Origin of the sequence: Ruminococcus sp. OM06-36AC (assembly GCF_003438725.1) — a bacterium.
GTDB classification, from domain to species: domain Bacteria; phylum Bacillota; class Clostridia; order Oscillospirales; family Ruminococcaceae; genus Ruminococcus_C; species Ruminococcus_C callidus.
This window is the reverse complement of record NZ_QSTT01000004.1, coordinates 151,755-177,856: the sequence shown is the minus strand read 5'-3', so window position 1 is coordinate 177,856 and position 26,102 is coordinate 151,755. Positions and strand designations below refer to the sequence as shown.

General features: G+C 53.8%; 20 protein-coding genes. 6 read left to right on the top strand and 14 right to left on the bottom strand.

What is annotated here, in order from left to right:
* Nucleotides 1–34 precede the first annotated feature (34 nt).
* The 5 genes from DXB92_RS13560 to DXB92_RS13335 form a co-directional block, all read right to left on the bottom strand.
* Nucleotides 35–4,501 carry a DUF5620 domain-containing protein gene (locus tag DXB92_RS13560; protein ID WP_181976926.1) on the bottom strand — a complete coding sequence of 1,489 codons (4,467 nt, stop codon included), beginning with the start codon at nucleotides 4,499–4,501 and terminating at the stop codon, nucleotides 35–37.
* A gap of 376 nt (nucleotides 4,502–4,877) precedes the next feature.
* Nucleotides 4,878–6,092 carry a glycoside hydrolase family 5 protein gene (locus DXB92_RS05630; protein WP_117733010.1) on the bottom strand — a complete coding sequence of 405 codons (1,215 nt, stop codon included), beginning with the start codon at nucleotides 6,090–6,092 and terminating at the stop codon, nucleotides 4,878–4,880.
* A 10-nt stretch (nucleotides 6,093–6,102) separates the two neighbouring features.
* Entirely contained in the window at nucleotides 6,103–8,259 is a 2,157-nt protein-coding gene (locus DXB92_RS05625; RefSeq protein ID WP_117733008.1) for a Tex family protein, read from the bottom strand.
* A 187-nt stretch (nucleotides 8,260–8,446) separates the two neighbouring features.
* Entirely contained in the window at nucleotides 8,447–9,991 is a 1,545-nt protein-coding gene (locus DXB92_RS05620) for a sodium/proline symporter (protein WP_040646318.1), read from the bottom strand.
* 189 nt (nucleotides 9,992–10,180) lie between these two features.
* Nucleotides 10,181–10,423 carry a hypothetical protein gene (locus DXB92_RS13335; RefSeq protein ID WP_147330023.1) on the bottom strand — a complete coding sequence of 81 codons (243 nt, stop codon included), beginning with the start codon at nucleotides 10,421–10,423 and terminating at the stop codon, nucleotides 10,181–10,183.
* 410 nt (nucleotides 10,424–10,833) lie between these two features.
* On the opposite strand from DXB92_RS13335, the gene DXB92_RS05615 reads away from it, so the two are divergent.
* From DXB92_RS05615 to DXB92_RS05590, 6 genes are all read left to right on the top strand, one after another.
* Nucleotides 10,834–11,784, top strand: a complete 951-nt coding sequence (locus DXB92_RS05615) for a hypothetical protein (RefSeq protein WP_117733006.1) — start codon at nucleotides 10,834–10,836, stop codon at nucleotides 11,782–11,784.
* 64 nt (nucleotides 11,785–11,848) lie between these two features.
* Nucleotides 11,849–13,171: a xylose isomerase gene (xylA, locus tag DXB92_RS05610; protein ID WP_040648148.1), complete on the top strand. Its 1,323-nt coding sequence runs from the start codon at nucleotides 11,849–11,851 to the stop codon at nucleotides 13,169–13,171.
* A 104-nt stretch (nucleotides 13,172–13,275) separates the two neighbouring features.
* A complete protein-coding gene (locus DXB92_RS05605; protein WP_117733004.1) occupies nucleotides 13,276–13,818 on the top strand; it encodes a prolyl-tRNA synthetase associated domain-containing protein in 543 nt (180 codons plus the stop codon).
* A 5-nt stretch (nucleotides 13,819–13,823) separates the two neighbouring features.
* Nucleotides 13,824–14,321, top strand: coding sequence for a Cys-tRNA(Pro) deacylase (ybaK, locus tag DXB92_RS05600; RefSeq protein WP_021683190.1), 498 nt, complete (start codon nucleotides 13,824–13,826; stop codon nucleotides 14,319–14,321).
* Nucleotides 14,318–14,653 carry a hypothetical protein gene (locus DXB92_RS05595; RefSeq protein ID WP_021683191.1) on the top strand — a complete coding sequence of 112 codons (336 nt, stop codon included), beginning with the start codon at nucleotides 14,318–14,320 and terminating at the stop codon, nucleotides 14,651–14,653. The genes ybaK and DXB92_RS05595 overlap by 4 nt, the downstream gene beginning before the upstream one ends.
* 15 nt (nucleotides 14,654–14,668) lie before the next feature.
* Nucleotides 14,669–15,715, top strand: a complete 1,047-nt coding sequence (locus DXB92_RS05590; protein WP_117733002.1) for a DMT family transporter — start codon at nucleotides 14,669–14,671, stop codon at nucleotides 15,713–15,715.
* On the opposite strand, the gene DXB92_RS05585 is transcribed toward DXB92_RS05590, so the two are convergent.
* The 9 genes from DXB92_RS05585 to xseB all read right to left on the bottom strand — a co-directional run bounded on the left by DXB92_RS05585 (nucleotide 15,698) and on the right by xseB (nucleotide 26,093).
* Nucleotides 15,698–17,200 carry an oligosaccharide flippase family protein gene (locus tag DXB92_RS05585; protein ID WP_117733000.1) on the bottom strand — a complete coding sequence of 501 codons (1,503 nt, stop codon included), beginning with the start codon at nucleotides 17,198–17,200 and terminating at the stop codon, nucleotides 15,698–15,700. The genes DXB92_RS05590 and DXB92_RS05585 overlap by 18 nt on opposite strands.
* 168 nt (nucleotides 17,201–17,368) lie before the next feature.
* Nucleotides 17,369–19,219, bottom strand: coding sequence for a DNA helicase RecQ (gene recQ / locus DXB92_RS05580; RefSeq protein WP_117732998.1), 1,851 nt, complete (start codon nucleotides 19,217–19,219; stop codon nucleotides 17,369–17,371).
* A complete protein-coding gene (recN, locus tag DXB92_RS05575) occupies nucleotides 19,216–20,919 on the bottom strand; it encodes a DNA repair protein RecN (RefSeq protein ID WP_117732996.1) in 1,704 nt (567 codons plus the stop codon). The genes recQ and recN overlap by 4 nt, the downstream gene beginning before the upstream one ends.
* Nucleotides 20,919–21,365, bottom strand: a complete 447-nt coding sequence (locus DXB92_RS05570) for an arginine repressor (RefSeq protein WP_021683197.1) — start codon at nucleotides 21,363–21,365, stop codon at nucleotides 20,919–20,921. The genes recN and DXB92_RS05570 overlap by 1 nt, the downstream gene beginning before the upstream one ends.
* Nucleotides 21,366–21,372: 7 nt before the next feature.
* Nucleotides 21,373–22,245, bottom strand: a complete 873-nt coding sequence (locus DXB92_RS05565; RefSeq protein ID WP_117732994.1) for an NAD(+)/NADH kinase — start codon at nucleotides 22,243–22,245, stop codon at nucleotides 21,373–21,375.
* Nucleotides 22,242–23,048 (bottom strand): TlyA family RNA methyltransferase, encoded by an 807-nt coding sequence (locus DXB92_RS05560; RefSeq protein WP_117732992.1) that lies wholly within the window; start codon nucleotides 23,046–23,048, stop codon nucleotides 22,242–22,244. Before DXB92_RS05560 ends, DXB92_RS05565 begins: the two co-directional genes overlap by 4 nt.
* Complete coding sequence (dxs, locus tag DXB92_RS05555; protein WP_021683200.1) at nucleotides 23,035–25,014, bottom strand: 1-deoxy-D-xylulose-5-phosphate synthase; 1,980 nt, start codon at nucleotides 25,012–25,014, stop codon at nucleotides 23,035–23,037. Before dxs ends, DXB92_RS05560 begins: the two co-directional genes overlap by 14 nt.
* Entirely contained in the window at nucleotides 25,004–25,900 is an 897-nt protein-coding gene (locus DXB92_RS05550; protein WP_117732990.1) for a polyprenyl synthetase family protein, read from the bottom strand. The genes dxs and DXB92_RS05550 overlap by 11 nt, the downstream gene beginning before the upstream one ends.
* Nucleotides 25,881–26,093 carry an exodeoxyribonuclease VII small subunit gene (gene xseB / locus DXB92_RS05545; protein ID WP_021683202.1) on the bottom strand — a complete coding sequence of 71 codons (213 nt, stop codon included), beginning with the start codon at nucleotides 26,091–26,093 and terminating at the stop codon, nucleotides 25,881–25,883. Before xseB ends, DXB92_RS05550 begins: the two co-directional genes overlap by 20 nt.
* Nucleotides 26,094–26,102: the final 9 nt, after the last annotated feature.

Below are 26,102 nucleotides of genomic sequence, written 5' to 3'. Positions count from 1 at the left end.
GAAACGCTTACGCGTTCGAAATCAGGGAATCTGATTATTCAGCCCACATAGAGCCCTTCAGGTTCTTCAGATCCGGGCAAACCGGATTGTCCCAGGTAGTGCTCTTATGACCAGCACCAACCAGAGCAACATAGTATGCCTGGTAGAAGATGTCAGTTGCTTCCAGCTTGCCGTCTGCAGAATTCTCTCCTGCCTTGCTTTCGGTATCAATATCCGTCAGGAAGAAGGACAGTTTCTCCAGATTCTCATCCTGTGCGTGCTCTGTGCCGTCCAGAAGCTTTGCATCCTTAATACCAGCACCCTGTCTTGCAATGTAGTAGCTGCTGTAGTACATATCAGTAGCCTCTACCTTACCGGACAAGTCAGTATCGCCCTTTACGCCGATGTAAACCTTTGCAGTAGCAACCTTTTCACCCTTATACAGGATATCGAGGTCGGTATCTACATATGCCTTGCCTTCGCTGTCGAACAGTGCCTTCGGGCTTTCTGCACCAAAGGTCAGATCGTCCATGACGCTCTCGCCGTTTACAGTTGCAGACTTCACAAGGTCAGCAGCGTTGAAATTGCGTCCGTCAATAGACAGATAGAAGTTTGCATCCGGATTTACTTCGATTTCCAGTTCTGCTTCTGCAGTCGTGGTGGTTACTTCTGTAGTAGTGGTAGCTTCGGTAGAAGCTGTCGTGTTTTCTGTGGTAGTGGTTGCTTCTGTAACAGTTGTCGTAGCTTCTGTGGTAGTTGCTTCTGTAGTAGAAGAAACAGCTGCCGGTGTGGTAGTAGTTTCTTCAGTGGTTGCTTCAGTAGTTGCTTCCGTGGTTTCTTCTGTAGTAGTAGTTGTTGTGGTAGTTGTGCTGGTAGTCGTCTTCTTGCTGAAGTCCGGCAGCTCTTCTGTTGTAGAAGCTGTGGTCTTCTTGCTGAAGTCCGGCAGCTCTTCTGTTGTAGCAGTTGTAGTTGCCTTTGTAGTAGTTGTTTCAGATTCTGTTACAGTAGTGGTTGTTGCACTGGTGCTGGTGGTTGTCGGACCTGCACTGGTGCTGGTTGCCGTAGCAGTTGTTGCTTCAGTAGTAACAGTCGTTGCTTCGGTAGTAGTGGTAGTGGTAGTTGCTTTGGTAGTTGTTACAATAGGTTCTTCGGTAGTGGTGGTTGTAGCAGCAGTCGTTGTTGTAGTGGTTGCTGCAGTTGTGGTGGTGACAGTCGTAGCCTCTGTAGCAGTTGTAGTCTGCGGTTCTTCTGTGGTAGTAGTCGTTGCCGCAGAGGTTGCAGTTGTAGTGGTGGTAGCTGTTGTAGTAGTTGTAGTTGTAGCAGTTGTTGTTTCAGTGGTTTCCACTACATCATTCATGATTACGCGGATCGCACCGTCCTTCAGACCAACCATTTCGTCGAAGATGTCTTCGCCGGTTACGCCCTCGCCGTTCAGGTAGTTGAAACGCTTGACATCTACCATCGTGGTGCCGCTGGGCAGTTTGTCAGAACCATTCGGTGCCCAGTCTACAGGGAACTCATAGTACTCAACAGTCTTGCCATCGTATTCACCAGTCTGAAGTGTCAGACCATATTCGTCAGCCAGTGCCTGTACAGTATCCTTATCCGGCACATTGAAGATCATGCGGAATACCTGATTCATCTTTGTCGGGTCAGTTGCACCTTCGGCAGAACGTGCACCAATGAAACGGATCCAGCGGTCGCTGCCGTCAGTAATGGTAGAAGTGCCGTCCTTGTATGCAATGAAATCATTTGCATTCGGAATACCGCTGCCGAAGTCGTTGACAACAAATGCTCTCTTTTTCAGCAGCTTGGACGGAATGGTGTACAGCTTTGCGGTTGCTTCCGGCAGGTTGACAACGCAGTTGATACCATAGCTGGTTGCGTCTACGCCTTCCTTGGCAGTTACCTTCACGCCCAGAGTGTAGTTCTTCAGAGAAGTGGCATCCTTTTCACTGGGATATACGAATACTTCGTCAATGTCCAGATTGATGTCCTTTTCTTCTGTGGTAGTGGTTGTGGTAGTCGTGTCAGTTGTAGTGGTTTCAGTCTGTGCATCTGTGTAAACGCGGATACCGCCGTTGTAGTAAACTACATCAGTGGTCGCAATATCTGTGCCGTTTTCGTCAATGTACTGACGGTTCGGAGCCAGATAGCCGTCGCCGTGTGTACCCTCAAAGTCCCAGTTTACCTTCTGATACTCTGCAAAGTTTACCGGGAACAGATAGTAGCTGTCGCCGTTTTCATCTGTCTGCAGTTCCAGACCGTATTCCTTTGCGATGTCCACTGCGTTTTCTGCAATGGTGCAGTTGATGTCGATCACCTTGTCACCGCTGATCGTGATCGTGCTGGTACTGGAAGTCCACTGGAAATACATCCAACGCTTGGACGGCTCAACGCTCATATCCTGACCGTTTGCCTCATAGCCCTTCAGGTTCTGCGGAGAAGGAGCCAGGTCGCCGCTGACATAAACGTCCCTATAACCATAGTCCTTCTTGTTCTTCGGGTTCTTGTAGATCGTCAGGATCTTGGAAGTAACTTCCGGAACTTCCAGAGCGAAGTTGAAGCCCTGTGCGTCCACATAGTTTTCAACCAGAACGGACAGCGGGATCTTTGCATAGTTGCTTGCAGTCTTGACCTGTGCTTCGTCTACCTTGAAGATGATGCCCTTGCCCTTCGGAGCTTCTGTCGTGGTGGTGCCGATGGACTTGGTAGTGGTTACAACAGTGGTGTCTGCCTTTGTAGCAGTGGTCTGTTTTGCTGTGGTTGTTGCAGCAGATGCAGAAGTTTCTGTAGCCTTGCTGGTTTCAGCAGATGCTTCTGTCGAAGTAGAAGCAGTGGTTTTTGCTGTAGTGTCAGCTGTGGTAACTACAGTTGTAACTGTGGTTTCCTTAGTAGTTTCCTTAGTAGTTTCCTTGGAAGTAACAGTAGTTTCTTCTGTCGTTGCAGAAACGGTGCTTTCTTCTGTGGTTGCAACTGTTTCAGTGGTCACAGTTGTAGAAGTGGTGGTCTGATCCGGATCTTCGTCGAAGCACAGTACGATCTTGTCGATTGTCACATCGCCGAACTTCGGATAATAAACCATGAACTGTACAGTTTCACCAACAGTCTTCGGAATATCATAAGATACGATGACCTGCTTGTTTGCCGGTACAGCCAGATCCTTGAATTCCGTGCTCTGCCATTCTTCACCTTCCGGCAGGCTGTCGTTCCATGTGCCAAACGCACCGCTGGTGTTCTTGTCATTTGTCTTTACGGTGTAGTAAGCAATTGCCTTGTATGCACCCATGGGATCAAATTCAACCTTGGTGTTGCTTGCCTTGCCGTCAGTACCCTTGTCTTCCTCTGCCTTCGGAGTCAGTTCCTTGGTGTACTTTGCGGAAACTGTAGTGGTCGGCTGTGTGGTCACAGTGGTTGCAGCAGTCGTAGTGATCGTTGCATCATCTGTGTAAATCACAACAGAATCTACAGTGAAGTCCTCATAGGTACCGTCGCCCCAGGCACCAAACTTCAGAGAACCATCATATTCCTTCTGAATGGTTGCGTCCACAGTCTTGGTGATGTCCCAGGTGAATTCGCCGGACTTGCCCAGAGTTTTGTTTTCCTGTGTGGTCTGTGTCCAATAATCCGGTGCTTTCTGTGTAGAAGAACCGAACATATAGTTGTATGTGCCGATTTCCTTATCAGAGGAAACGTTGACAACGACCTTCTTGACAACATTGCTGTTGGTGATGCCAAAGTCAGCCCACTTCCAGCCGATCATGCCTTCCTTCGGGTCAGCCTTCTGTGCATCCTTCAGCAGTTCGCTGTAGGTCTTGCCGACAGTGATCTTTTTCACGCCCTTTTCCTCTGCGGTAGTCGCTGTAGTGACAGCAGAGGTTGCAGTGGTTTCGCTGGAAGCAACAGTAGTTTCGCTGGAAGCAACCGTGGTTTCCGCGGTAGTTTCCGCAGTGGTTTCGCTGGTTGTTGTGGTAGTGGTGACTTCATTTGCCAGCTCTACTGTGAAGCTAACTGAAATCACTTCGCCTGCTGCCGGCATATCCCAGCCAGTGGAATCAATTGCCAGCTTGTTGCAGGTGAAATCCCACTCATCAGATGCAGACTGTACAGAAGACGGAGTAAATGTCGTATATTCCTGATTGAGTTCATGAGTCGTTTCACCGATCTTTACAGAATCAATTGTGATCTTCTTATACAGAGATTTACCGCCGTAAAGATCCGGATCCTGAACGCACAGGTCGAAGAAATTGTAGGAACTCAGAGCATCACCCCAGTTGCCTCTTTTTACAGAAACTTCATAAGAGCCGCTCTTATCGATCGTAGCATCAGTTCCAGTTCCTGCCTTATAATTGTTCAGCGACCAGTCGCCATCGCCACTCTGAATGTGCAGAAACGCAATCGGTGCATCATCTGCCGCTGTCGCAGCGAGGGACATCATCGGGGTCACCAATGCACTGGTGAAAATGGTCGTTGCCGCCATTACGCCAGCTGTCAGAGATGAAAGAAACTTTTTCATCTTCATGATTATCATTCTTCCTTTCTTGAATTGATGCGGCGTATTGCCGCTTGGTTGTGTGCAGAGAAGCTTTTGGCATTTCAAAAAAACGAATGCCGCCGCACTGTTTTTCACGTCCCCCTTTCCGCTTTCAAATTGTACAGCCGTGCGATTTGTCCTCTGAAATCCGCCCAGTGCTTTCCTGCACCCTACTTCTCCATATACCAGCATAGCATATTTATCGTTATTTTGCAAGTATTTTTTTTATTTTCCACATATTTTTATACAGCACCAATAAAAGCACACTCTGTTTTTGTGCATTTTTTCTAAATCTCGAATTACCAGTGAAAAACAACTTGCTAATCTGATACGACACGCCGGTGAATTTTGCATTTTTCAAATGTCAATTTCCGGAAGCATTGTGAACGCCGTCACGGGGTGCGGCGGCGATCTCCTGCAAATCCTGTTCCAGCTGACTGTCCAGCATACGGCAGTTGTTCCGGTCATAGAACACACCGGTAACATCCCACAGCATGGGACACATACCTTTGGTATACGCCGCCTGTGCCACCGCGGTGAGGAATGTCCGGACAATTTCTTCCGTCTTGTTCTTGGTGGAACAGCCGTACTCCCCGATGATCACCGGCACGCCGTTATCCAGAAACCGGCTTTTCAGCTTGTCCATGTCGTTTTCCAGAATCCTCTGATCTCTGGGTGAGCCCCATGTGGTCTTGGCTTTTCCCCAGTCGGCATCTTCTTCCAGAATGCAGAACGTAGGCGGCGTATAATAATGTACCGAAACCGCACATCGTCCGGCTTCGTCCTGCGGCATCTGAAAGGCTTCATCACAGGTCAGGTCTACGTCAGTGGCATAACCGGCGATCAGCAGATGCCGCTTGGGGTTGTTTCCCCTGGAACCGCGTACCAGATCCACAAACTGCTGGTTGATGCGGTTGACAATGCCGTATGCCTCCGCCTTGCCGTCATCAGAGCCGCTGTAGCGGTTCCACAGATCGTCAAAACAGCCTTCTTCATTCATAGACTCCAGAATCAGGTGGTCGCCGTAATCTGCAAACCGGTCTGTCACCTGCTCCCAGATACGGGTATATTTTTCCATACAGGTGTCATAGTCCGTGGAAAATCCTGCGATCCAGCCGTTGTCCCAGTGGAGATTCACCACCGCATACATGCCGTTGTCCAGCACATACTGTGCCACCGTTTCCACACGGTCTAACAGTTCCGGTGCAATGGTGTAGTCCTCTGCCATGAGATTCGACCACGCCACAGGAATCCGCACCGAATCAAAACCGGCGGCAGCGTAGCCGGCAATCATATCCTCTGTAATTGTCGGGCTGCCCCATGCAGTTTCGTAGCTGTTTACCCCGCCGCTGCTGTCGATCCAGTCGCCGCAGGCTTCCAGTGTGTTGCCCAGATTGATGCCCAGCCCCATTTCTTCCACGATCTGGCTGGTAGTCATGTCGTCCCGCATTTCAGTGCGGGGGTTGCTGTCGGCTTCCTTCTTGCTGTTCTCCTCTTTAGAGGAATTGCCGCAGCTGCACGACAACACCGCCAGCACCCCTGCCAGCAGCAGAGAAACGACTTTTTTTCCGTTTCGCATGTAACACCTCTTATCCCTTTTTCGGCGGCTTCATGGTGAGGGCGATGCGTTTCCGCTTCAAGTCCACGTCCAGCACCCAGACTTTCACCACCTCGCCGACCTTGACAGCCTCCAGCGGGTGCTTGATGAACCGGTCACAGATCTGGGAGATGTGCACCAGTCCGTCCTCATGAACGCCCACGTCTACGAAACAGCCAAAGTCAATGACATTCCGCACAGTGCCCACCAGTTCCATGCCCGGTTTCAGGTCTTTCAGTTCCATGATGTCCCCACTCCGGAGCAGCGGCGGCGGCAGTTCGTCACGGGGGTCACGCCCCGGCTTTTCCAGTTCCTTGAGAATGTCCCGCACAGTGGGTTCGCCTACGCCTGCCTTTTTCGCAATGGCAGAAATGCCGTGCTGCTTGGCAATGGCACCGATCTCGCTGCGGTCCTGTCCGGCAATGTCTGCCAGCCGGAAACCGCACTCCTGCAAGATCTGCTCTGCTGCCCCGTAGCTTTCCGGATGCACTGCTGTATTGTCCAGCGGGTTCTTGGCTCCGGACACCCGCAGGAATCCGGCACACTGCTCGAATGCCTTCGGGCCCAGTTTTGCCACCTTTTTCAGCTGCTTCCGGTCGGTGAACGCCCCGTTTTCCGTCCGGTATGTCACGATGTTCTTGGCAATGGTCTGGTTGATGCCGGCAATGTGGGACAGCAGAGAAAACGAAGCCGTGTTCAGGTCTACGCCCACATGGTTCACGCAGTCCTCCACCACGCCGTCCAGTGCGGCAGACAGTTCCGCCTTGGGCATGTCATGCTGATACTGTCCCACGCCGATCGCCTGCGGATCGATCTTCACCAGTTCCGCCAGCGGATCCTGTAACCGTCTGGCAATGGAAACGGCACTCCGGAGGGAAACGTCATACTCCGGAAATTCCTCCGCCGCCAGCTTGGACGCAGAATATACCGAAGCCCCTGCCTCGGAAACCACCATGTACGCCGCGGAATAAGGCAGTTCCTTCAGCAGTTCCGCCACGACCGCTTCCGACTCTCTGGAAGCCGTGCCATTGCCGATTGCCACCGCGGTCACGTGGTGCTTCCGCAGCATCTTTCGGATCACGTCCTTTTCCCGTTCCAGCGAAGCCCCCTTGCTGACGGTGATATGTGCCACGCCGGTGTCCAGTACCTTGCCGGTTTCGTCCACCACTGCCAGCTTGCAGCCAGTACGATAGCCGGGGTCTACGCCCAGAACGATGCGGTTTTTCAGCGGTGCCGCCATGAGCAGCTGCCGCAGATTGGACGAGAACACGCCGATTGCCGCCGTTGCCGCCTGCTCTGTCAGAGCCTTGCGGGTTTCCCGTTCCACCGCCGGAAACAGCAGCCGCTGGAATGCATCTTCTGCGGCAGTCTGCACCAGTTTGCCGCAGGGGCTCTGGTTCTTCACGAACTTCTGAATCAGCAGCGAAGCCCCGTGTCCTTCCGGCAGCGTAACTGCCACTTTCAGAGCACCCTCCCGTTCGCCGCGGTCAATGGCAAGGATCCGGTGCCCCACAATGCGTTTCACCGGCTCTGCATAGTCGTAGTAGTTCTGGTACGGCGTATCCGCATCTTTCTCTGTGGCACGGGACTGTATCGTTCCGGCAGACATCACCAGCCGACGCATCTGCTTTCGCAGGTCGGCATCATTTGCCATTTCCTCCGCCAGAATGTCCATTGCCCCCTGCAATGCCGCTTCAGTGTCCGGCACTTCCTCCTGCAAAAAAGCTTCTGCCTCCTGAGCCGGATTCGTCCGGGGATTCTGTGCCATGAGGATTCGTGCCAGCGGTTCCAGTCCGCGGGCAATCGCCATAGATGCCCGTGTTTTCCGCTTGGGACGATAGGGCAGGTACAAGTCCTCGGTTTCCACCAGTGTTTCTGCACCGCGGATCTTTTCTTCCAGTTCCGGTGTCAGCTTGCCCTGTGCTTCAATCGCCGTGCAGATTTCTTCTTTCCGCTGTTCCAGCTTCCGCAGGTATTGCAGCCGGTTGTCAATGGCACGAAGCACCTGATCGTCCAGCGAGCCGGTACGCTCTTTCCGGTACCGTGCAATAAACGGGATCGTCTTGCCGTCGTCCAGCAAGGCAATGGTATTGTCGATCTGTTCCTGCCGCAGTTGAAATTCGGCAGCCAGTTTCTGTGGAATATTCAAATAGAGTTCCTCCGTTTCTGTGATTTCAATCGGACTGTTATAATAGTATAACAAACTTTTGGAGAAATTGCAAGGGACAGTTTGTACAAAACCATGCCGCCGCACAAAAAGCAGAAAAACCGGCTCCTGCACGGTACAGGAACCGGTTTTAATTCATATCTGAACGTACAAAACCAACAATTCTGTTTTACTTCTGCTTCATCTCCGCAGAAACTGCTTCAAACTCGTCTACGATCTCCTGTTCCGGAGCCTTGGTCAGCAGCGAAACCACAACAATCGCGATCAGTGCACACAGGAATGCCGGCAGCAGCTCATAAATGGCAAACATGCCGCCCAGCTTACTGATGGCAAATTTCCATACGAAAATCATCACACCGCCGGTAATCAGCCCCGCCAGTGCACCATACTTGTTGGAACGCTTCCAGAACAGCGAGGTCAGCATTACCGGTCCGAAAGTCGCACCGAAACCTGCCCATGCAAAGGAAACCACACGGAATACAGAACTGTTCTGGTCCCAAGCCAGCACAATGCCCAGCACAGCAATAATCAGCAGGACGGCACGTGCTGCGATCATGGACTGCTTTTCCGACAGCTTAATATGGAACACGCCTTTCAGCAGGTTTTCCGACATACTGGACGAAGCCGCCAGCAGCTGCGAGTCGGAAGTAGACATGGTGCACGCCAGAATGCCTGCGAAGATCAGTCCGGCGATCAGGGCAGCTCCCACGCTGTGTTTGCTCAATACCGTTGCCATTTCCAGCACAATGGTTTCCGCCTTGGAAGAGGTTTCAAGCGGAGCAACCGTGCCGTTTACCGTCAGGGCGTTGCCGATGATACCAATGAATACTGCCACGCCCATTGCCAGCACTACCCAGACAGAAGCAATGCGGCGGGAGATCTTGACCTTGTTCTTGTCATCGATCGCCATGAACCGCAGGAGAATATGCGGCATGCCAAAGTAACCCAGTCCCCACGCCAGCGTGGAAATGATGCTCAGTCCGCCGAACGAAACGGCTTCGCCCTCTGCGGTGCGGGTGCTGGTAAAGCTAAGGTAATTTTCAATACCCTTGGCATTTTCCAATACGTTGTCCAGTCCGCCGGCAGTATGTACGCCATAGATCACCAGCACCACCAGAGCCGAAGTCATAACGATGCTCTGGATCAGGTCGGTAAAGCTTGCCGCCAGAAAGCCGCCCAGACAGGTGTAGGAAATGATGATGACCGCACTGATGATCATTGCCATGTGATAGTTCCAGCCGAACAGCTGATTGAACAGCTTGCCGCAGGCGGAGAAACCCGAAGCGGTATACGGCACGAAAAATATCAGAATGATGACTGCCGCAATGCCCATCAGCACGTGCTTATCGTCCCGATACCGGTTGGAAAAGAAGTCAGGAATGGTAATGGAGTTCCGGCAACGCTGAGAATACACGCGGAGGCGTTTCGCCACCAGCAGCCAGTTCAGATAGGTGCCGATCGCCAGACCAATGGCAGTCCAGCCTACCTCTGCACAACCGTTCAGATACGCCAGCCCCGGAAGACCCATGAGCAGATAGCTGCTCATGTCCGAAGCCTCTGCACTCATGGCAGAAACCACCGGTCCGAGCCGCCGGCCGCCCAGATAAAAATCGCCGACGCTGCTGTTCTTTTTGGAATACACAGCACCGATCACGACCATCATGCCCATATAGACAAGAATGGCAATCAGAATACATACTACGGATTTTGTCACAAATCATATCTCCTTTCAATTTGGCGTAAGAGCCTGTTCAGGCAATACCGCACAAAGATTGTGCGACAGATGCGTCGTCAAATTTTTCGTCAGATGAAACAAAAAGCGGAGTGAATACTTGATGTATTCACGAGCATTTTTGTGAAATATGAGAGTCTGTTTCGTATCTGACGTATGCAGATTGCGTCGTCAGATTTTTTGAGAGATGAAGGGAAAAACGGAGAAAATCCTTTGTGGATTTTCGAGTATTTTCCCGAAATATCTCGGAAAATATGCACGCAAGATGCGTGCGGGAAGATACGAAACAGGCTCTGAAGGAAAATTTGCAAGCAGATGGCGTGCAAAGTCGCCAGACGCTCTTTGTGCGGTATTGACTTCAGTATCTTTTTCCACACGTCTTTTCGGCAGAACTACGTCAAAAGTCCTTGCCATACGACAAGGCTCTAATGCACAATTAAAACAATTGTACCATAAATTTTCCAGACTTGCAAGCTGGTTTCCACTTTTTTATATTGATAAATTGTAAAAGTGAAAAGGCTATACCGCGTAAATCCGGCAGGCAGTACTGTATTTGCAAAAGTGCAGTCAAAAAATGCGGAAAATGGAAAATGACAGGAGATTTCTCTGAAACCGGTAGGATTATATACGATTGTTGTAATTTTTTTTGCAATAGTACTTGCCACAACGCAAAAAAAATGCTATAATAGGATTGCAAAGCACGCGTGAAACAAAGCAGAAGAATTCCCTTTTCCTTGTTGCCGTGTGCAGAACATTTCTGCCGGAATCACTTCGGGCAAAGAAAGGAAAACGTCTGCCGCCTGAGGGCAGGCGAGTGAATATACATGCGTGCAACTACTGCTTCTGCGGAAACGACTTCTGCCGGTTCGATCTGGCGGAAACGCTTCCTTTCCCTGATCAGCGTCGGGTATCTGGCTCTGATGTGCTGGTTTTCTTATCTGGCGATCTTTTACGAATTTTCCGTCACCAACTCCGTGTTGTTTTGTCTGACCCTCTGTGTGGTATCTTTTGCGGCACTCAGTGCCATGCTGTACAGCCGGTTTCAGATCCTGACACGCCTGACGGGGATCCTGCTGCTGCCGGCGATATTGCCCCAGATTTTGCTTTGTTTCGGGCAATGGGAACTGATCCTGCCAATTGCAGTGACTTCCCTGATCATCTTTTTCCTGTCCGGTGCAGGGGAAACTGCCAAGACCGTATTCGGTGTCATATACCTGTTGCTGTATATTCTGGGGTCACTGGCATTTTTCATGCTCATGTCTTTTTTCACGCCGAGTACACAGCAGACTGTGCTGGAAAACGGCACTTCTCCCTCCGGAGCATACCGGTATGAGATCATTCAGACGGACGACAGCTCCGGCGGTAATGTGGCAGTACACGTAGAGCCAAATGATCGGGACATTCACCTGCCGTTCCTGACATTTATCTCCAACGGCTATGACCGTACCGTTTATGAAGAACGCCCCGTTCCCTCTGAAGTCGGCAGTGCAGAGTGGACGACAGCTTCCCGTGCAGACATCACTGCACAGCTGCTGGAGATCTCCAATGATGTAACACTGGATCTGACCAAGGCACAGAAGTCCGTGGTCGGTATTCCGGCAGATACGGAAACCGTCTATCTGAAAGACCTGACCGATGCACAGCTGGAGCAGCTGGGTGTGCCGGCAGAAAATGACGTTCTGACGTTCTCCGGAAAGGTCTGCTTCCGGTCTTATATTGCCGTGCTGGAGGATTATTTCGCAAAGGACAACCGCGAAATTTCATTATTCAATTAAGTTGCGCAAAGCGGAATCCGCTTTCCATATACCACACCTTATTATTAATCAGGAGGAACTACTGATGAGTGAATTTTTCAACAACATTCCGAAGATTGCTTATGAAGGCAAGGATTCCAAAAATCCGCTGGCATTCAAGTTTTATAATCCGGACGAGGTTATCGCCGGCAAGACCATGCGGGAACAGCTGAAGTTCGCACTGTCCTGGTGGCACACTATGGGCGGCGACGGCACAGATATGTTCGGCTGCGGCACCACCAACAAGACATGGGGCTGTGATGATGTCACTGCACGTGCAAAAGCAAAGGTAGAAGCTGCTTTCGAGATCATGGACAAGCTGAGCATTGACTACTACTGCTTCCACGACAGAGATCTCTCTCCGGAATACGGCAGTCTGGGCGAAACCAACGAAAAGCTGAGAGCCATCGTTGACCTGTGCAAGGAAAAGCAGGACGCTACCGGCAAGAAGCTGCTGTGGGGCACCGCAAAGTGCTTCGATCACCCGCGTTATATGCACGGTGCAGGCACTTCTCCCAGTGCGGACGTTTTCGCATATGCTGCTGCACAGATCAAGAGTGCCATTGATGCCACTGTAAAGCTGGGCGGTCAGGGCTATGTATTCTGGGGCGGCCGTGAGGGCTATGAAACCCTGCTGAACACCAACATGGGTCTGGAACTGGACAACATGGCTCGCCTGATGCATCTGGCTGTAGACTATGCAAGAAGCATTGGCTTCACCGGCGACTTCTATGTAGAACCGAAGCCGAAGGAACCCACCAAGCACCAGTACGACTTCGACTCTGCAACCGTTATCGGCTTCTTACAGAAGTACGGTCTGGACAAGGACTTCAAGCTGAACATTGAAGCAAACCACGCAACACTGGCACAGCACACCTTCCAGCACGAACTGCGTGTGGCAAGAACCAACGGCATGTTCGGTTCCATCGATGCCAATCAGGGCGACCCGCTGCTGGGCTGGGATACCGACCAGTTCCCGACCAACGTCTATGATGCAGCACTGTGCATGTACGAAGTACTGAAGGCAGGCGGCTTCACCAACGGCGGTCTGAACTTCGACGCCAAGGCAAGACGCGGCTCCTTCGAACTGGAGGACATCTTCCACAGCTACATTGCAGGTATGGATACCTTTGCACTGGGTCTGCGTATCGCGGACAAGCTGATCACCGACGGCAGAATCGACAAGTTCGTAGAAGATCGCTATGCAAGCTGGAATACCGGCATCGGTGCAGACATCATCTCCGGCAAGGCAACCATGGCAGATCTGGAAAAGTACGCTCTGGAAAAGGGCGAAGTGACCGCTTCTCTGACCAGCGGCCGTCAGGAAATGCTGGAAGCAATCATGAACGAGATCATGTTCAGCCTGTAATTCCACAAATATATCGAGGCAGCATCGCTGCTGAAACGAAACAAAAGCACATTGACGGCATCAGGCATAGTCAATGTGCTTTTTTGACAGGAGGGTAATTCTGAATGGAAATCCAAAACGGCAGACCCGCAGACGAAAGCGGCAGACTGCCAAAAGAGATCGCCGTATACGACTTACTGGAACGGCTCGACATTCCCTTTGCACGGGCTGACCATGCGGCAGCCTTTACCATGGAAGCCTGCGAAAGTATTTCTGCGGCACTGCAAACGCCTGTCTGCAAGAATTTGTTTCTCTGCAACCGGCAGAAAACGAACTTCTATCTGCTGCTCATGCCCGCCGACAAGCCGTTTCGCACCAAGGAGATCACCAGCCAGCTGGGCTGTGCCAGACTTTCCTTTGCATCAGAAGATGCCATGGAACAGCTGCTGCAACTGACTCCCGGCTCTGCCACGATCTTCGGGCTGATGCATGACACCGAAAACCGCGTTCAGCTTCTCGTAGACCGCGACCTGTTGGAGGAAGCCACTTTCGGCTGTCACCCCTGCATAAATACTTCTACGATCCGCATGCAGACCGGCGACGTCTTTGACAAGCTGACAACTGCCCTGCATCACCCCTACACCATTGTAACACTCAAAGGAGAATAACGGTTATGGCAAAAGAAAAAGTCATCAAAACCAATGCGATCCGCATGCTGGACAAGGCGAAAGTCCCCTATGTACACCGCAGCTGGGAACAGGCAACCGGACAGCACACCGGCGTAGAACTGGCGGCGGCACTGGGACAGAATCCGGAACAGGTATTCAAAACGCTGGTCACCGTGGCAAAGTCCGGCGAACACTACGTTTTTCTGGTGCCGGTGGCGGAAGAACTGGACTTGAAAAAGGCGGCTGCCGCAGTGGGAGAAAAGGCGATCTCCATGTGCAAATCCAAGGATCTGCTTGCCCTGACCGGATACATTCACGGCGGCTGTTCCCCTATCGGCATGAAAAAACTGTTCCGCACTACCATTCATGAGTCCGCACAGAATTTCCCCACGATCTTGTGCAGTGCCGGCAAGATCGGACACCAGCTGGAACTGTCACTGGACAGTTTGCAGCAGGTCGTGCCCTTTCAGCTGGCGGACATCATCGCGGAGAAAGCACAATGAGATACTGCTGTACCGTGTTCCAGCGGGTGGGAACCTGCTATCACGAATTCCGGAAGGGCAGCTTCCGGCAAGGCTCCAGCCACTGGAGTTCCGATTCTCTTTTGCTGCACGACAACATTCTACAGCGTTCCGGTTTCGGAAAAATCTTGCAGGAAACACTGCCCGCGTATAATCAGTACGGCATCACCGTTGTCAACTGGACACAGTGGCAGTGCATCTTGCAGCATGCCCTGGCACAGGGCGGCGGTGCGGAGCTGGTCGCACTAGAAGTGAATGAATGGGCAGAGGATACGTTTCGGGATCACGCGGTGTTTACAATTTTGGGGATTTGAGAGGGGAAACCGATCATGCAATACAAAAAGACCACAGCCATTCTGCTTGCCGTTCTGGCGGCGGCATTTTACGCGGTAAACGTTCCGGTTTCGAAGCTGCTGCTGAAGGAAATCAGCCCTACATTTCTGGCATCACTGCTGTATTTCGGTGCCGGCATCGGCATCGGACTGCTGTACTGCATCAACCCCAAAAGCCACCGCGGCGAGAAAAAACTGACACGCAAAGACCTGCCCTATACCCTCGGCATGATCTTTCTGGATATTGCCGCACCGATTCTGCTGATGCTGGGGCTGAAAAGTGCATCTTCCGCCAATGCCTCTCTGCTGGGAAACTTTGAAATCGCTGCCACTACGCTGATCGCCCTGCTGCTCTTTCGGGAAAAAGTTTCCAAGCGGCTGTGGGCTGCCATTCTGCTGATCACTCTGTCCAGCGGCATTTTGTCTTTCGAGGATATGTCCAGCCTGCACTTTTCCAGAGGCTCCCTGCTGGTGCTGGCGGCGGCAGCCTGCTGGGGACTGGAGAACAACTGCACCCGCAATATTTCCGACAAAAGTACTTTCGAGATCGTCTTTCTCAAGGGCATCTTTTCCGGACTGGGTTCGTTTCTCATTGCTCTGTGCATCGGCGAGCCGTTCCCCGGACTGCACGCTGCTGCTGCGGCACTGCTTCTGGGATTTGTTGCCTACGGGCTGAGCATTTTCTGCTACGTCCGTTCCCAGAACACCCTCGGAGCCGCCAAGACCAGTGCCTACTATGCCATCGCCCCCTTTATCGGCACGGCTCTTTCCTGCATCATCTGGCACGATGCCCTGACAGTACAGTATTTTCTGGCACTGGCGGTAATGCTGCTGGGTTCCGTTCTGGTGGTTCTGGACACGCTGCAAATGGAACACACCCATTCCCACACTCACACGTTCACACACACCCACGACGGCGTGACACACACTCACACCATTACCCACAGCCACCCGCACCTTCACGGCATGCACGGGGAAAGTCACCAGCACCGCCACACCATGCACACGCTGCTGCGTTCACACAACTCATTGCAGCACCGGTAACACCTGTTCGTCTTTTTCCCGCAGCAGCCAGAACACCAGCCCGTACAGCCCCAGAGCGATTCCCAAAAACAGCACGATTCCCTGCGGCGTTTCCCGCAAAGTCGGGCAGAACCATTCCGGCAGAGAAGCTGCCGTAAACGAAAATCCCGCGGCAAACACCGGCTTTCCGATAAGCTTTCCGAATCGGAACCGGAGGTTTGCCGTTTTTACTGCCATACGCAGACGATTGCAGTTTCCGAACACGTTGCTGGTATAGTACGATGCCACAATGCCGTAAAATCCGAACAGCGGAATGCAGACCAGCACCACACAGATGCGGATCACGTACTCCGCCAGATAGTTCAAGGAAGAAAAATTCTGCCTGCCCATGCCTTTAATCAGTGCTTCCAGCACGATTTCCAGATAGATAAACGGCACCACCGGTGCCAGAATCCGAATCATCTTCCCCGACAGTTCTCCGCCGTCCATGCACCGCCCGATCACGCCGCCGAATTTCAGCAGGACTGCACTGATCAGCACCGCAAAAATCAGTGTCAGTGCGATCACCTGTTCCGTCAGCCGACAGACACGTTCCCGATTGCCGGCGGCATTGGCACGGGCGACTTCCGGAATCAGGATTCCGGACAGGGCACAGAGAATGGTGGACGGAAAAAACAGCACCGGAATCACAATGCCCTCAAAAGTGCCGAACTGCCGGAGGGCATTGCTGGCACTGTCCCCGAACTGCCGCAGTGTCACGGGAATCAGGGCATCATTGGCAGTGCTGAGTCCGGCAGTCAGACAGCCGCCCACTGCCACAGGAACTGCCAGCCGGATATACCGCCACAGGGACAGGCTGCACGTTCCGCCGCAGGGTTCCCGCTTCTGAAAGTACAGCACTGTCAGCGTGACCGCCGTAAACAGTGTGCCGCACGCCATGCTGCACACCAGATCCGTGCAGACCTGTTCCGGTCTGGTGTCCCCACGCCACAGGAGCAGTCCGGTGAGGATTCCCGCACGGAGCAGAAATTCCGCCACATCGCAGGCGGCTGTCACTGTCACGCGGCACACTGCATTGAAGTAGCCTTTCAAGCAGGCACTCAGACTGCCCAGCGGCAGAAGCAGTGCCATGAGCCGCACCGCATGTGCCATGGAATCGCTCTGCAAAAACTGCTGACTTAGAGGTTGGGCAAATATGCAGACTCCTGCTGTCACCGGCAGGGACAGCATCATGCAAAAGCTGATACCATGCCGCAGGACACGTGCCGGACAGCCGCAGGGCTTTCCCAGTTCCTCGGACACAAAACGGCTGGCACAGAGCATAGCATTTCCGCCGGCGATCATTGCGGCAAGGTTGAAAAAAGAACCTGCCAGTGCCAGCGTTCCCACCGTTGCCGCCCCCACACGCCGCGTCATCCACGCGTTGAACCACAACGCCAGACACTCCAGAAAAAATTGTATCACGGTCATCTGAATGGTATCCCGAATTACACTGCGTTTTCGCATCTGTATGCCTCCTTCAAGGCAACACCGCACAAAGCATGTGCGTAAGATGCCCTAAGGAAACATATGCACCGGACAAAAAGAACATGCCCCGCACGGATTGGTTTCCCGTGCGGGGCATGCGTTTTTTTATTTGTACGCTAGAATCAATGCTTACACAAATCTGCTCACTCACTGCTGTACCCCAGCCAGAAACTGCTGCAACTCCTCCAGAAACATTTTCCCGTACTTCTGTGCCTTGATGACACCCACACCGGAAACCTGCCGCATCTCGCTGAGGTCCTGGGGCTTTTTCCGGCACATGTCCCGCAGCGTGGCATCGGAAAAGATGAAATACGGCGGTATCCCCTCGTGCTTTGCCTGTGCCGCCCGCAGCTGCCGCAGCTTCTGGAACAGGTCGTTGTCCGCCGCGGACAGCGTAGGATCTTTTGTTCCCACCGGAGCCGCCAGCTTCTCCCGCACCACCGGCACACGCCGCATGACCGTTTTCTGGTCGCGAATGATCTCCACCGAGCCGGCAGTCAGCACCAATTCCTGATACTCCTGAAACTGCCGCAATGCCAGATCTTCCCGCTGGATCAGTTCATCGATCAGCTGCATCACTTCCCGCCGCGACAGCTTTTCGATAATGCCGTAGGTGGAAAGCTGATCCAGCCGCATGCGGAGAAGCGATTCCTTTTTGCTGCCCATCAGCACATCGGCAGTCATGGTGCGGCTCAGGTGATAGCCGCCTTTCTGGGCACGATACACGCAGGAGATGATCTTTTTCGCCGCCATGGTGGCATCTTCTTCCCGATAATTGGTCAGACAGCAGGAACAATTCCCGCAGCTGTCCGGTGAATGGTCGCCGAAATATTGCAGCATGCGGTGCCGCAGACAGGTGGTAGAGGTGGCATAGAACGTCATCTGTTTCAGCCGTTCCTTTCCCTGCTCCAGCAGGAACTGCCGTGTTTCCTCGTCATCCACCTCTGTGGTTTCCCGACTGCGTTGCAGCAGGAAATCGTTGGTACGGACATCTTTTCCGCTGTACAGCAGAATGCACTGTGCCGGTGAGCCGTCCCGTCCGGCACGACCTGCCTCCTGATAGTAGCTCTCCAGATCCATGGGCATGTTATAGTGAATGACAAACGACACGTTGGACTTGTCAATACCCATGCCGAACGCGTTCGTCGCCACCATGATCGGCTGGCGGTCGTACAGGAAATCGTCCTGATTCTGTGCCCGTTCCGTGTCGGACAGACCTGCGTGATACCGCGTGGCTGGAAAGCCGTTTTCCCGCAGAGCATCACAGACTTCCTCCACCGCTTTTCGGGTGGAGCAGTACACAATGCCGCTTTTGCCGTCGTTTTCCCGCAGCAGCTGAAACAGTTCCCGCGTCTTATTATTGGGACGGCGTACCCCGAAAAACAGGTTTTTCCGGTCGAATCCGGTATGTATGATTTCCGGCTCCTGCAATTTCAGAATCCGTGCAATATCCGCCTCTACCTGCTTTGTTGCCGTAGCGGTAAAGGCGGTACAGATCGGACGTGCCGGCAGCTGTTCCATAAACACCGGAATATCCAGATAACTCTGCCGGAAATCCTGTCCCCACTGGGAAACGCAATGTGCCTCATCAACGGCGATCATGCTCACCGGCACCTGCTGTGTCAGACGGAAAAAGCTGTCCGTCATCAGCCGTTCCGGTGCAACGTACAGAATCCGGCACTGCCCCTGCTGTACCATTTGCACCGTGTGATAGAATTCTTCCTGCGTAATGCTGCTGTTCACATACGCCGCAGGGATACCCACCTGCCGGAGAGCCTCCACCTGATCTTTCATCAGCGAGATCAGCGGAGAAATGACAATGGTCACCCCGCGGAGCAGCAGGGCAGAGATCTGATAGCAGACCGACTTGCCGGCTCCGGTAGGCATGACTGCCAGCACGTCCCGTCCGGACAAGATCGCATCGATTGCCTGCTTCTGTCCGGTGCGGAATGACGCATGCCCAAAATATTGCTGTAACAGCTTTTCCGGCTGGTTCATGTTTCCTGACCGTCCTCTCCCTCTGCCAGCAGATCTTTCTGCCAGCGTTTCAATTCTTCCCGTGCAGTTTCCAGCAGCAGCACGCTGGGATTTTCACCGCCCATGATGCGGGCGATCTCATGGACACGTCCCTCCGGTTCCAGTACCATGACATGGGTTTCCGTCCGCGTGCCCTCGGTCTGCTTCTCGATCATGAGGTGCTGATCTGCCATTACGGCAATCTGGGACAGATGCGTCACACAGAGCACCTGCCGCAGCTGTCCCACTTCCCGCAGCTTCATGCCGATTTTCTGGGCAGCCTTGCCGCTGACACCGGTGTCGATCTCGTCGAAGATCAGCGTGGGAATGCTGTCCCGATCGGCAATGACACACTTCAGAGCCAGCATGATGCGGGACAGTTCACCGCCGGAAGCGATTCTCGCCAGCGGACGGGGTTCTTCCCCGCGGTTGGCAGAAATCAGAAATTCCAGACTGTCCATGCCGTGAATGGTCAGCTTGCCGGTGGTATGTTTCCCCACCAGGATCACGTTGGGCATATTCAGAAATGCCAGCTGTTCCGTCACGGCAGTGATAAAGCGTTCCAGCGTCTGGGCACGGTATTCCGACAGAGCCTTCGCCTGTGCGGAAACCGTTTCCAGCAGCTGTGCCTTCTGCTCCCGCAGGGCAACGATCTCTGCGGTGTCGCCCTGCATCTGTGCCAGTTCTTCCTCTGCACGGTCACGGCGTTCCACCAGTTCGTCACCGGTACACTGATACTCCCGACTTAGCCGCCGGATCTCCAGCATACGCTTCTGCACCATCGCATACCGCTGGGGGTCTAAGTCCATGCCGTCCCGCAGACTGCGGCACTCCGAAGCAATGTCTGCCAGTTCAATGCCTGCCGCCGCCAGCCGTTCTCCCAGCACGGCAAACTCCGCCCGCATGTCGGAAAACGGCGACAGTTCTTCTGCCGCCGCCTCTGTCAGCAGTACCGCGGAACCGTCGGCATCTTCGCCGTCGATCGCCTCCGCTGCCGCCTGCAACGCCGCGGCAATGCTCTCGGCGTGCTGCAGCAGGTTCAGTTCTTCTTCCAGTGCCTCTTCTTCGCCCTGTTCCAGTCCCAGTTCGTCCACTTCTGCCACCAGTGCTTTCAGCTGCTGCCGGCGGTGTGCCTTGTCCTGTTCCTGTTTTGCCAGATGATTCAGCCGCTTCGCCGTCTGCTGTAACTGCCGGAATGTGTCCTGATACTGGTGCAGCAATGTGTCATCTCCGCCGAAAGCGTCCAGAATCTGCAAGTGGCACTCCGGTGCCAGCAGCACCTGATTGTCGTGCTGCCCGTGAATGTTGATGAGAGCGTCACCGATCTCCCGCAGCACCGAAACTGTTGTGGTATGGCCGTTCACCCGTGCCGCACTGCCGCCGTCTGCGGCGATCTCTCTGGTGAGCAGCAGTTCATCGTCGGTGTGGGAAATGGAAAGTGCGTCCAGTCTGGCACAGACCAGCGGATCCAGATGCGTGAAAAGTGCCGTCACCACTGCCTTTTTGCAGCCTGTCCGCACAATATCCCGCGTGACACGCTGTCCCAGAACCGCATGGATCCCGTGCAGCAGAATCGATTTTCCGGCACCGGTTTCACCGGTAAACACATTCAGATGCGGTGAAAAGGGAATCCGTGCATGGGCGATCACCGCCAGATTCTCGATCTCCAGTTCAGCTAGCATTAAAACCCTCCTGTTTCCATCAGCTTTGCGAAGCTGCCGGCAAATTCTTTTGCCTGTATTTCTGTCCGCAGCAATACAAAAATGGTATCATCTCCGGCAATGGTTCCCACCACATCTTCCCGATGCATGGCATCTAACGCCGCCGCCACTGCCTGTGCCGTGCCGGTACGGCAGTGGATCACTGCCACATTTCCGGCAAAGTCGGTACGCAGGGCGGCGTTCTGCAAAATACCGCCGTTGACTTCCTGCCGCACCGGTGCTGTATAGCATGCCCTGCCGCTGCCACGCCGTTCCTTAGTCAGCTTCAGTTCCCGAATATCTCTGGAAAGCGTTGCCTGCGTCACCGCAAACCCGTGTTCCTCCATGCGTTCCCGCAGCACTTCCTGCGTGGGGATCTCCTCTGCTGCAATGAGCGAAAGAATGGTATCCTGCCGCTTTTTCTTCATGTGTTCCTCACGTCCTTCCCGCTTTCAAAGACTGCATCATCTTCCGGCTCAGCGAATCAAAAAAGGTATTGCCGCTAAGATCCAGTATTTCCAGCGTCTGGTCAGAGCCGGAAATTTCCATGACTCGTCCCTCCGGAAACGGCTCCGGTTTTTCGCCGTCTGCACAGAAATAGGCATCATATTCCTCCCGCACCCGCAGGCTCACCTGCAAATCGTTGTGGGGAGAAAACAGGATCGGTCTGGCAGAAAGCGAGTGGGGACAGATCAGGTTCATCTCAATGCAGGAAAATTCCGGTTCGATAATGGGACCTCCGGCGGAGAGGGCGTAGGCAGTCGAACCGGTAGGCGTGCTAAAGATCACGCCGTCTGCCCGATATTCGCCCAGCACCACGTTGTTGCGGGAAACGGTAAACTCAATGACACGGGAAAAGTTGCGGGAGATCACGATGTCATTCAACGCCGTCAGTTCCCGCAGGCAGGTGCCGGTTTTGTCCAGCACCTTGCCACGCAGCAGCATGCGTTTGGAAACCCGATAGTCCCCCGTTTGCAGCCGTGCAATTTCACCGATCTGATCCGGCTCCATAGATGCCAGAAAGCCCAGCCGTCCAGTGTTGATGCCCAGCAGCTTTGCCTTTGTGCCCACCACGTGACGGGCACAGTGCAGAATGGTGCCGTCCCCGCCGATCGCCACTGCCACGTCTGCGTCCTGCACTGCCTCCAGAAACGGAGCGTAACAGATAAAGGACATATCCCCCAGCAGTCCCAGACAGCGGGGATCTGCCCAGACTTCCATGCCGTTCCGGTGCAGTGCCAGACAGACCTTTCGGGCAACTTCCGGTGCGTTGCCTTTTTGCAGATGATGAAATAACACAACTTTCATTTCGTCTTCTCCTTCTTTGCCTGTGCGAATGCCTGCTGTACCACTGCGGCAATTTCCGGCAGATACGCCGCTTCGCCGCCTTTTTGTACAACGGCGAGATACTCAATATTGCCGGAGCCGCCCTGAATGGGCGAAGGGCACAGCAGCTGTACAGTCAGCCCCTGTGCGGAAAACAGCTGCAAGATGTTGTTCAGCACCTGCATGTGCACGCGGGAGGACTGCACCAGTCCGTTTTTCCCGATGTTCTCCCGTCCCGCTTCAAACTGGGGCTTGATGAGCACCACGCCCTGTGCCCCTGTCCGCAGCAGCGGCAGCACGTAGGGCAGTACATGGTGCAGCGAGATGAAAGACACATCCGCCGAGAAGAAATCCGCCGGCTGTTTCAGCTGTTCCGGTGCAATGCTGCGAACGTCTGTTCCCTCCCAGTTTACCACGCGGGGATCCTCCCGCAGGGACTGCACCAGCTGTCCGTGTCCCACGTCAATGGCGTATACCTTTGCGGCTCCGTGCTGGAGCATGCAGTCGGTAAAACCGCCGGTAGATGCTCCGATGTCCAGACAGACCATTCCCTCCAGAGAGAGCCGCATCTGCTGTACCGCATGTTCCAGTTTCAGACCGCCCCGTCCCACAAAGGGAATGTCACTGCCCTCCATGGCGATCCGGTCGGTTTCCGAAACGGCAAACGCCGGCTTGGTACAGACCTTGCCGTTCACAGAGATCTGCCCGTTCTGAATCAGCGTTTTGGCACGCTGGCGGCTGGGCACCATACCCTGCTGTACCATTACCGCATCAAGCCTTGCCATGTTTTGCCTCCTGCTGCATATCCTGATAAATGGCATGCTCCGACAGCCCCATAGTTTCCATTTGAGAATCCGTAGAAGCCTGCGGCAGATATGCCTTGGGTGCTACCCGCCGGTAAGTGCCGCGGAAGCCGCGTTCCAGCAGCAGATCTCCCAGCAGCTGAGAGATCCCGCCGTAATAGTATGCCTCCTCCAAAAATACCACATGGGCATAGGACATGGCAATTTCCACCACGCCCTCTGCCAGCGGGAAAATGCGTGTCAGCTTCAGCAGGTCACAGAACACGCCTTCCTCCGCCATGCGGCGGCTGGCACGGTACAGATGATCGTACACCCTGCCGTAGGAAATATACAGGGTATCTGTTTTTCTGCCGGAAACGTGAGTGTATTCGGTGTTCAGGGCAGTCTTGTCAAAGGAAACCTTTTCGCTGCCTCTGGGATACCGGATGCATGCCAGCCCCTTATCCCGATAGAGTGCCCGCCGCAGACAGAGCCGCATCTCCTCGTAGCATGCCGGTGCATAAATCACCGTATTGGGCACCGTGCAGAGGAACGACACATCGTACAGTCCGTGATGGGTTTCGCCGTCCTCGCCGACAACGCCGGCACGGTCGATCCCCAGCACCACATGCATGCCGCCAATGGCAACATCGTGCATCAGCTGGTCATAGGCTCTCTGCAAAAAGGAAGAATACACCGCAAATACCGGCAGTTCTCCCATAGAAGCCAGTGCCGCGGAAAATGTCACGGCGTGCTGTTCGGCAATGCCCACATCATAGTACCGGTTCGGGAACTCCCGTGCAAAATGGTGCAGTCCTGTGCCCCCGCCCATTGCTGCCGTTACGGCACAAATGCGGGGGTCGTGTTTCGCCAGCTGCACCAGCTCTTTGCCGAACATCTCCGAATAGGAATCCGCGGCGGAAACCTCCGGATTGCCGGTTTCAATGTCAAACTTGGAGATTCCATGATACTCCGACGGCTTTGCCTCTGCCGGTGCGTAGCCCTTGCCCTTGACGGTATGTACATGGATAAACACCGGACGGTGATATTCCTTTGCCGCCAGCAGCACTTCTTCCAGTTCCACCAGATTGTGGCCGTCCACCGGTCCCAGATAGACGAAGCCGAAATCCTCGAAGATCGTTGCCGACTGCAACAATACGTCCCGTACAACGCTCTTGGAATTCTTGATGACTTTCGCCACAGACGGACCGATCACCGCGGTGCGGTTCAGGCGGCGTTCCACCGCCTTTTTGGTGCGGACGTATCCTTCACTGCTCCGCATGGAGGACAGGTAGCGTGCCAGTGCCCCCACGTTTTTGGAAATGGACATCTCATTGTCATTGAGGATCACAATGAGATTATTCCTCGATTTTCCGGCATTGTTCAATCCTTCATAGGACAGCCCGCCGGTCATGGCTCCGTCCCCTACAACGGCAACGGCAAAATGCTCCTTGTCCCCGTGCAGCCGCATGCCCTCTGCAATGCCGCATGCCACGGAGATCGCAGTGCTGCTGTGCCCGCTGATGAAGCTGTCGTGTTCTGATTCGTTTGGCTTCGGGAAACCGGAGATGCCGTTTTCCTGCCGCAGGGTCGAAAATCGTTCCAGCCGTCCGGTCAAAATTTTATGGGTATAGCACTGATGCCCCACGTCCCAGACGAATTTATCTTCCGGCGAATCAAACACACGGTGCATCGCCACCGTCAGTTCCACCGACCCCAGATTGGAAGCGAGATGCCCGCCGGTTTTGGAAACAGTTTCTATGAGAAGACTTCGAATCTCCGCACAGAGTGCGGTACACTGTTCCGGCGAAAGTGCCTTCAGATCGTCCGGCGAGTGCAGACGCTCCAACAGGTGCTCCTCTGTTTCCGAAATTTTCATATATTCCATGGTTTTGTTTTCTGCGGCTCCTTTGCCGGCGGCACATTCCGCGGCAGTTCCGCAGGATTCACTCCTTCGATTATTTTTCACGGCACAGCAGTTCCCGTGTCAGATCCAGCAGGAATTCATGCTGCGGGAACTGGGACAGGATCTGTTCTGCCTCTGCCGTCAGTGCTGCTGCACGTGTCTTGGCAGCTTCCAGCCCCAGCAGGGTGACAAACGTGGTCTTGCCCTCTGCGGCATCGCTGCCCACCGGCTTGCCCAGCACTTCGGAGGTACTGGTCACGTCCAGAATATCGTCCACGATCTGGAATGCCAGCCCCAGCTTTGCCCCATACTGATCTGCCAGTGCGACCTGTTCTTTCGGAGCAAATCCCGCTGTACAGCCCAGTCGGCATGCTCCGCGAATCAGGGCACCGGTCTTGGCGGCACACATGGCTTCCTGTTCTTCCAGTGTGACATCGCTGCGTTTCTCGTTTGCCATATCCATGATCTGACCGCCGACCATACCGGCTGCACCGGTTGCCGAAGTAAGGATTTGCAGCAGTTCCACTTTCATTTCCGGTTCCAGTATCGGATCACGCAGAATTACGGCAAATGCTTCTGTCAGCAGGGCATCGCCTGCCTGCAACGCCACAGCATGTCCGAATGCCTTATGACAGGACGGCTTGCCGCGGCGGTAGTCGTCGTTGTCCATTTCCGGCAAGTCATCATGGATCAAGGAAAAGGTGTGCACCATTTCAATGGCACACGCCGCCGCTATTGCCTGCTCCTCCGAGCCGCCGAAAATCCGGCAGAATTCCAGCACCAGCACCGGACGGATCCGCTTGCCGCCGGCTTCCAGAGAATACCGCATGGCTTCCACCACCTGTGCCTGCCACCGGGTTTCCGGTGTCACCTGCACATATTCCAACAGTTTTGCATCTACCTTTGCCGCCAGTTCTTCCAGATACGCCTTATGCTTCGCTTCCATCATGAACCTCCTGTTCCTGTGCCGGCACCGTCTGTTTGGAAATTTGCAGCTTGGCTGTCTGCAATTCTTCCTGACAGGATACCGCCAGTTCCATGCCCTTGTGATACAGCTGCACCGCTTCTTCCAGCGGCAGGTTGCCCTGTTCCAGCTTCTGTGTCAGTTCCCGCAATTCCTTCATGTGTGTTTCAAATGCCATACGTCTGCT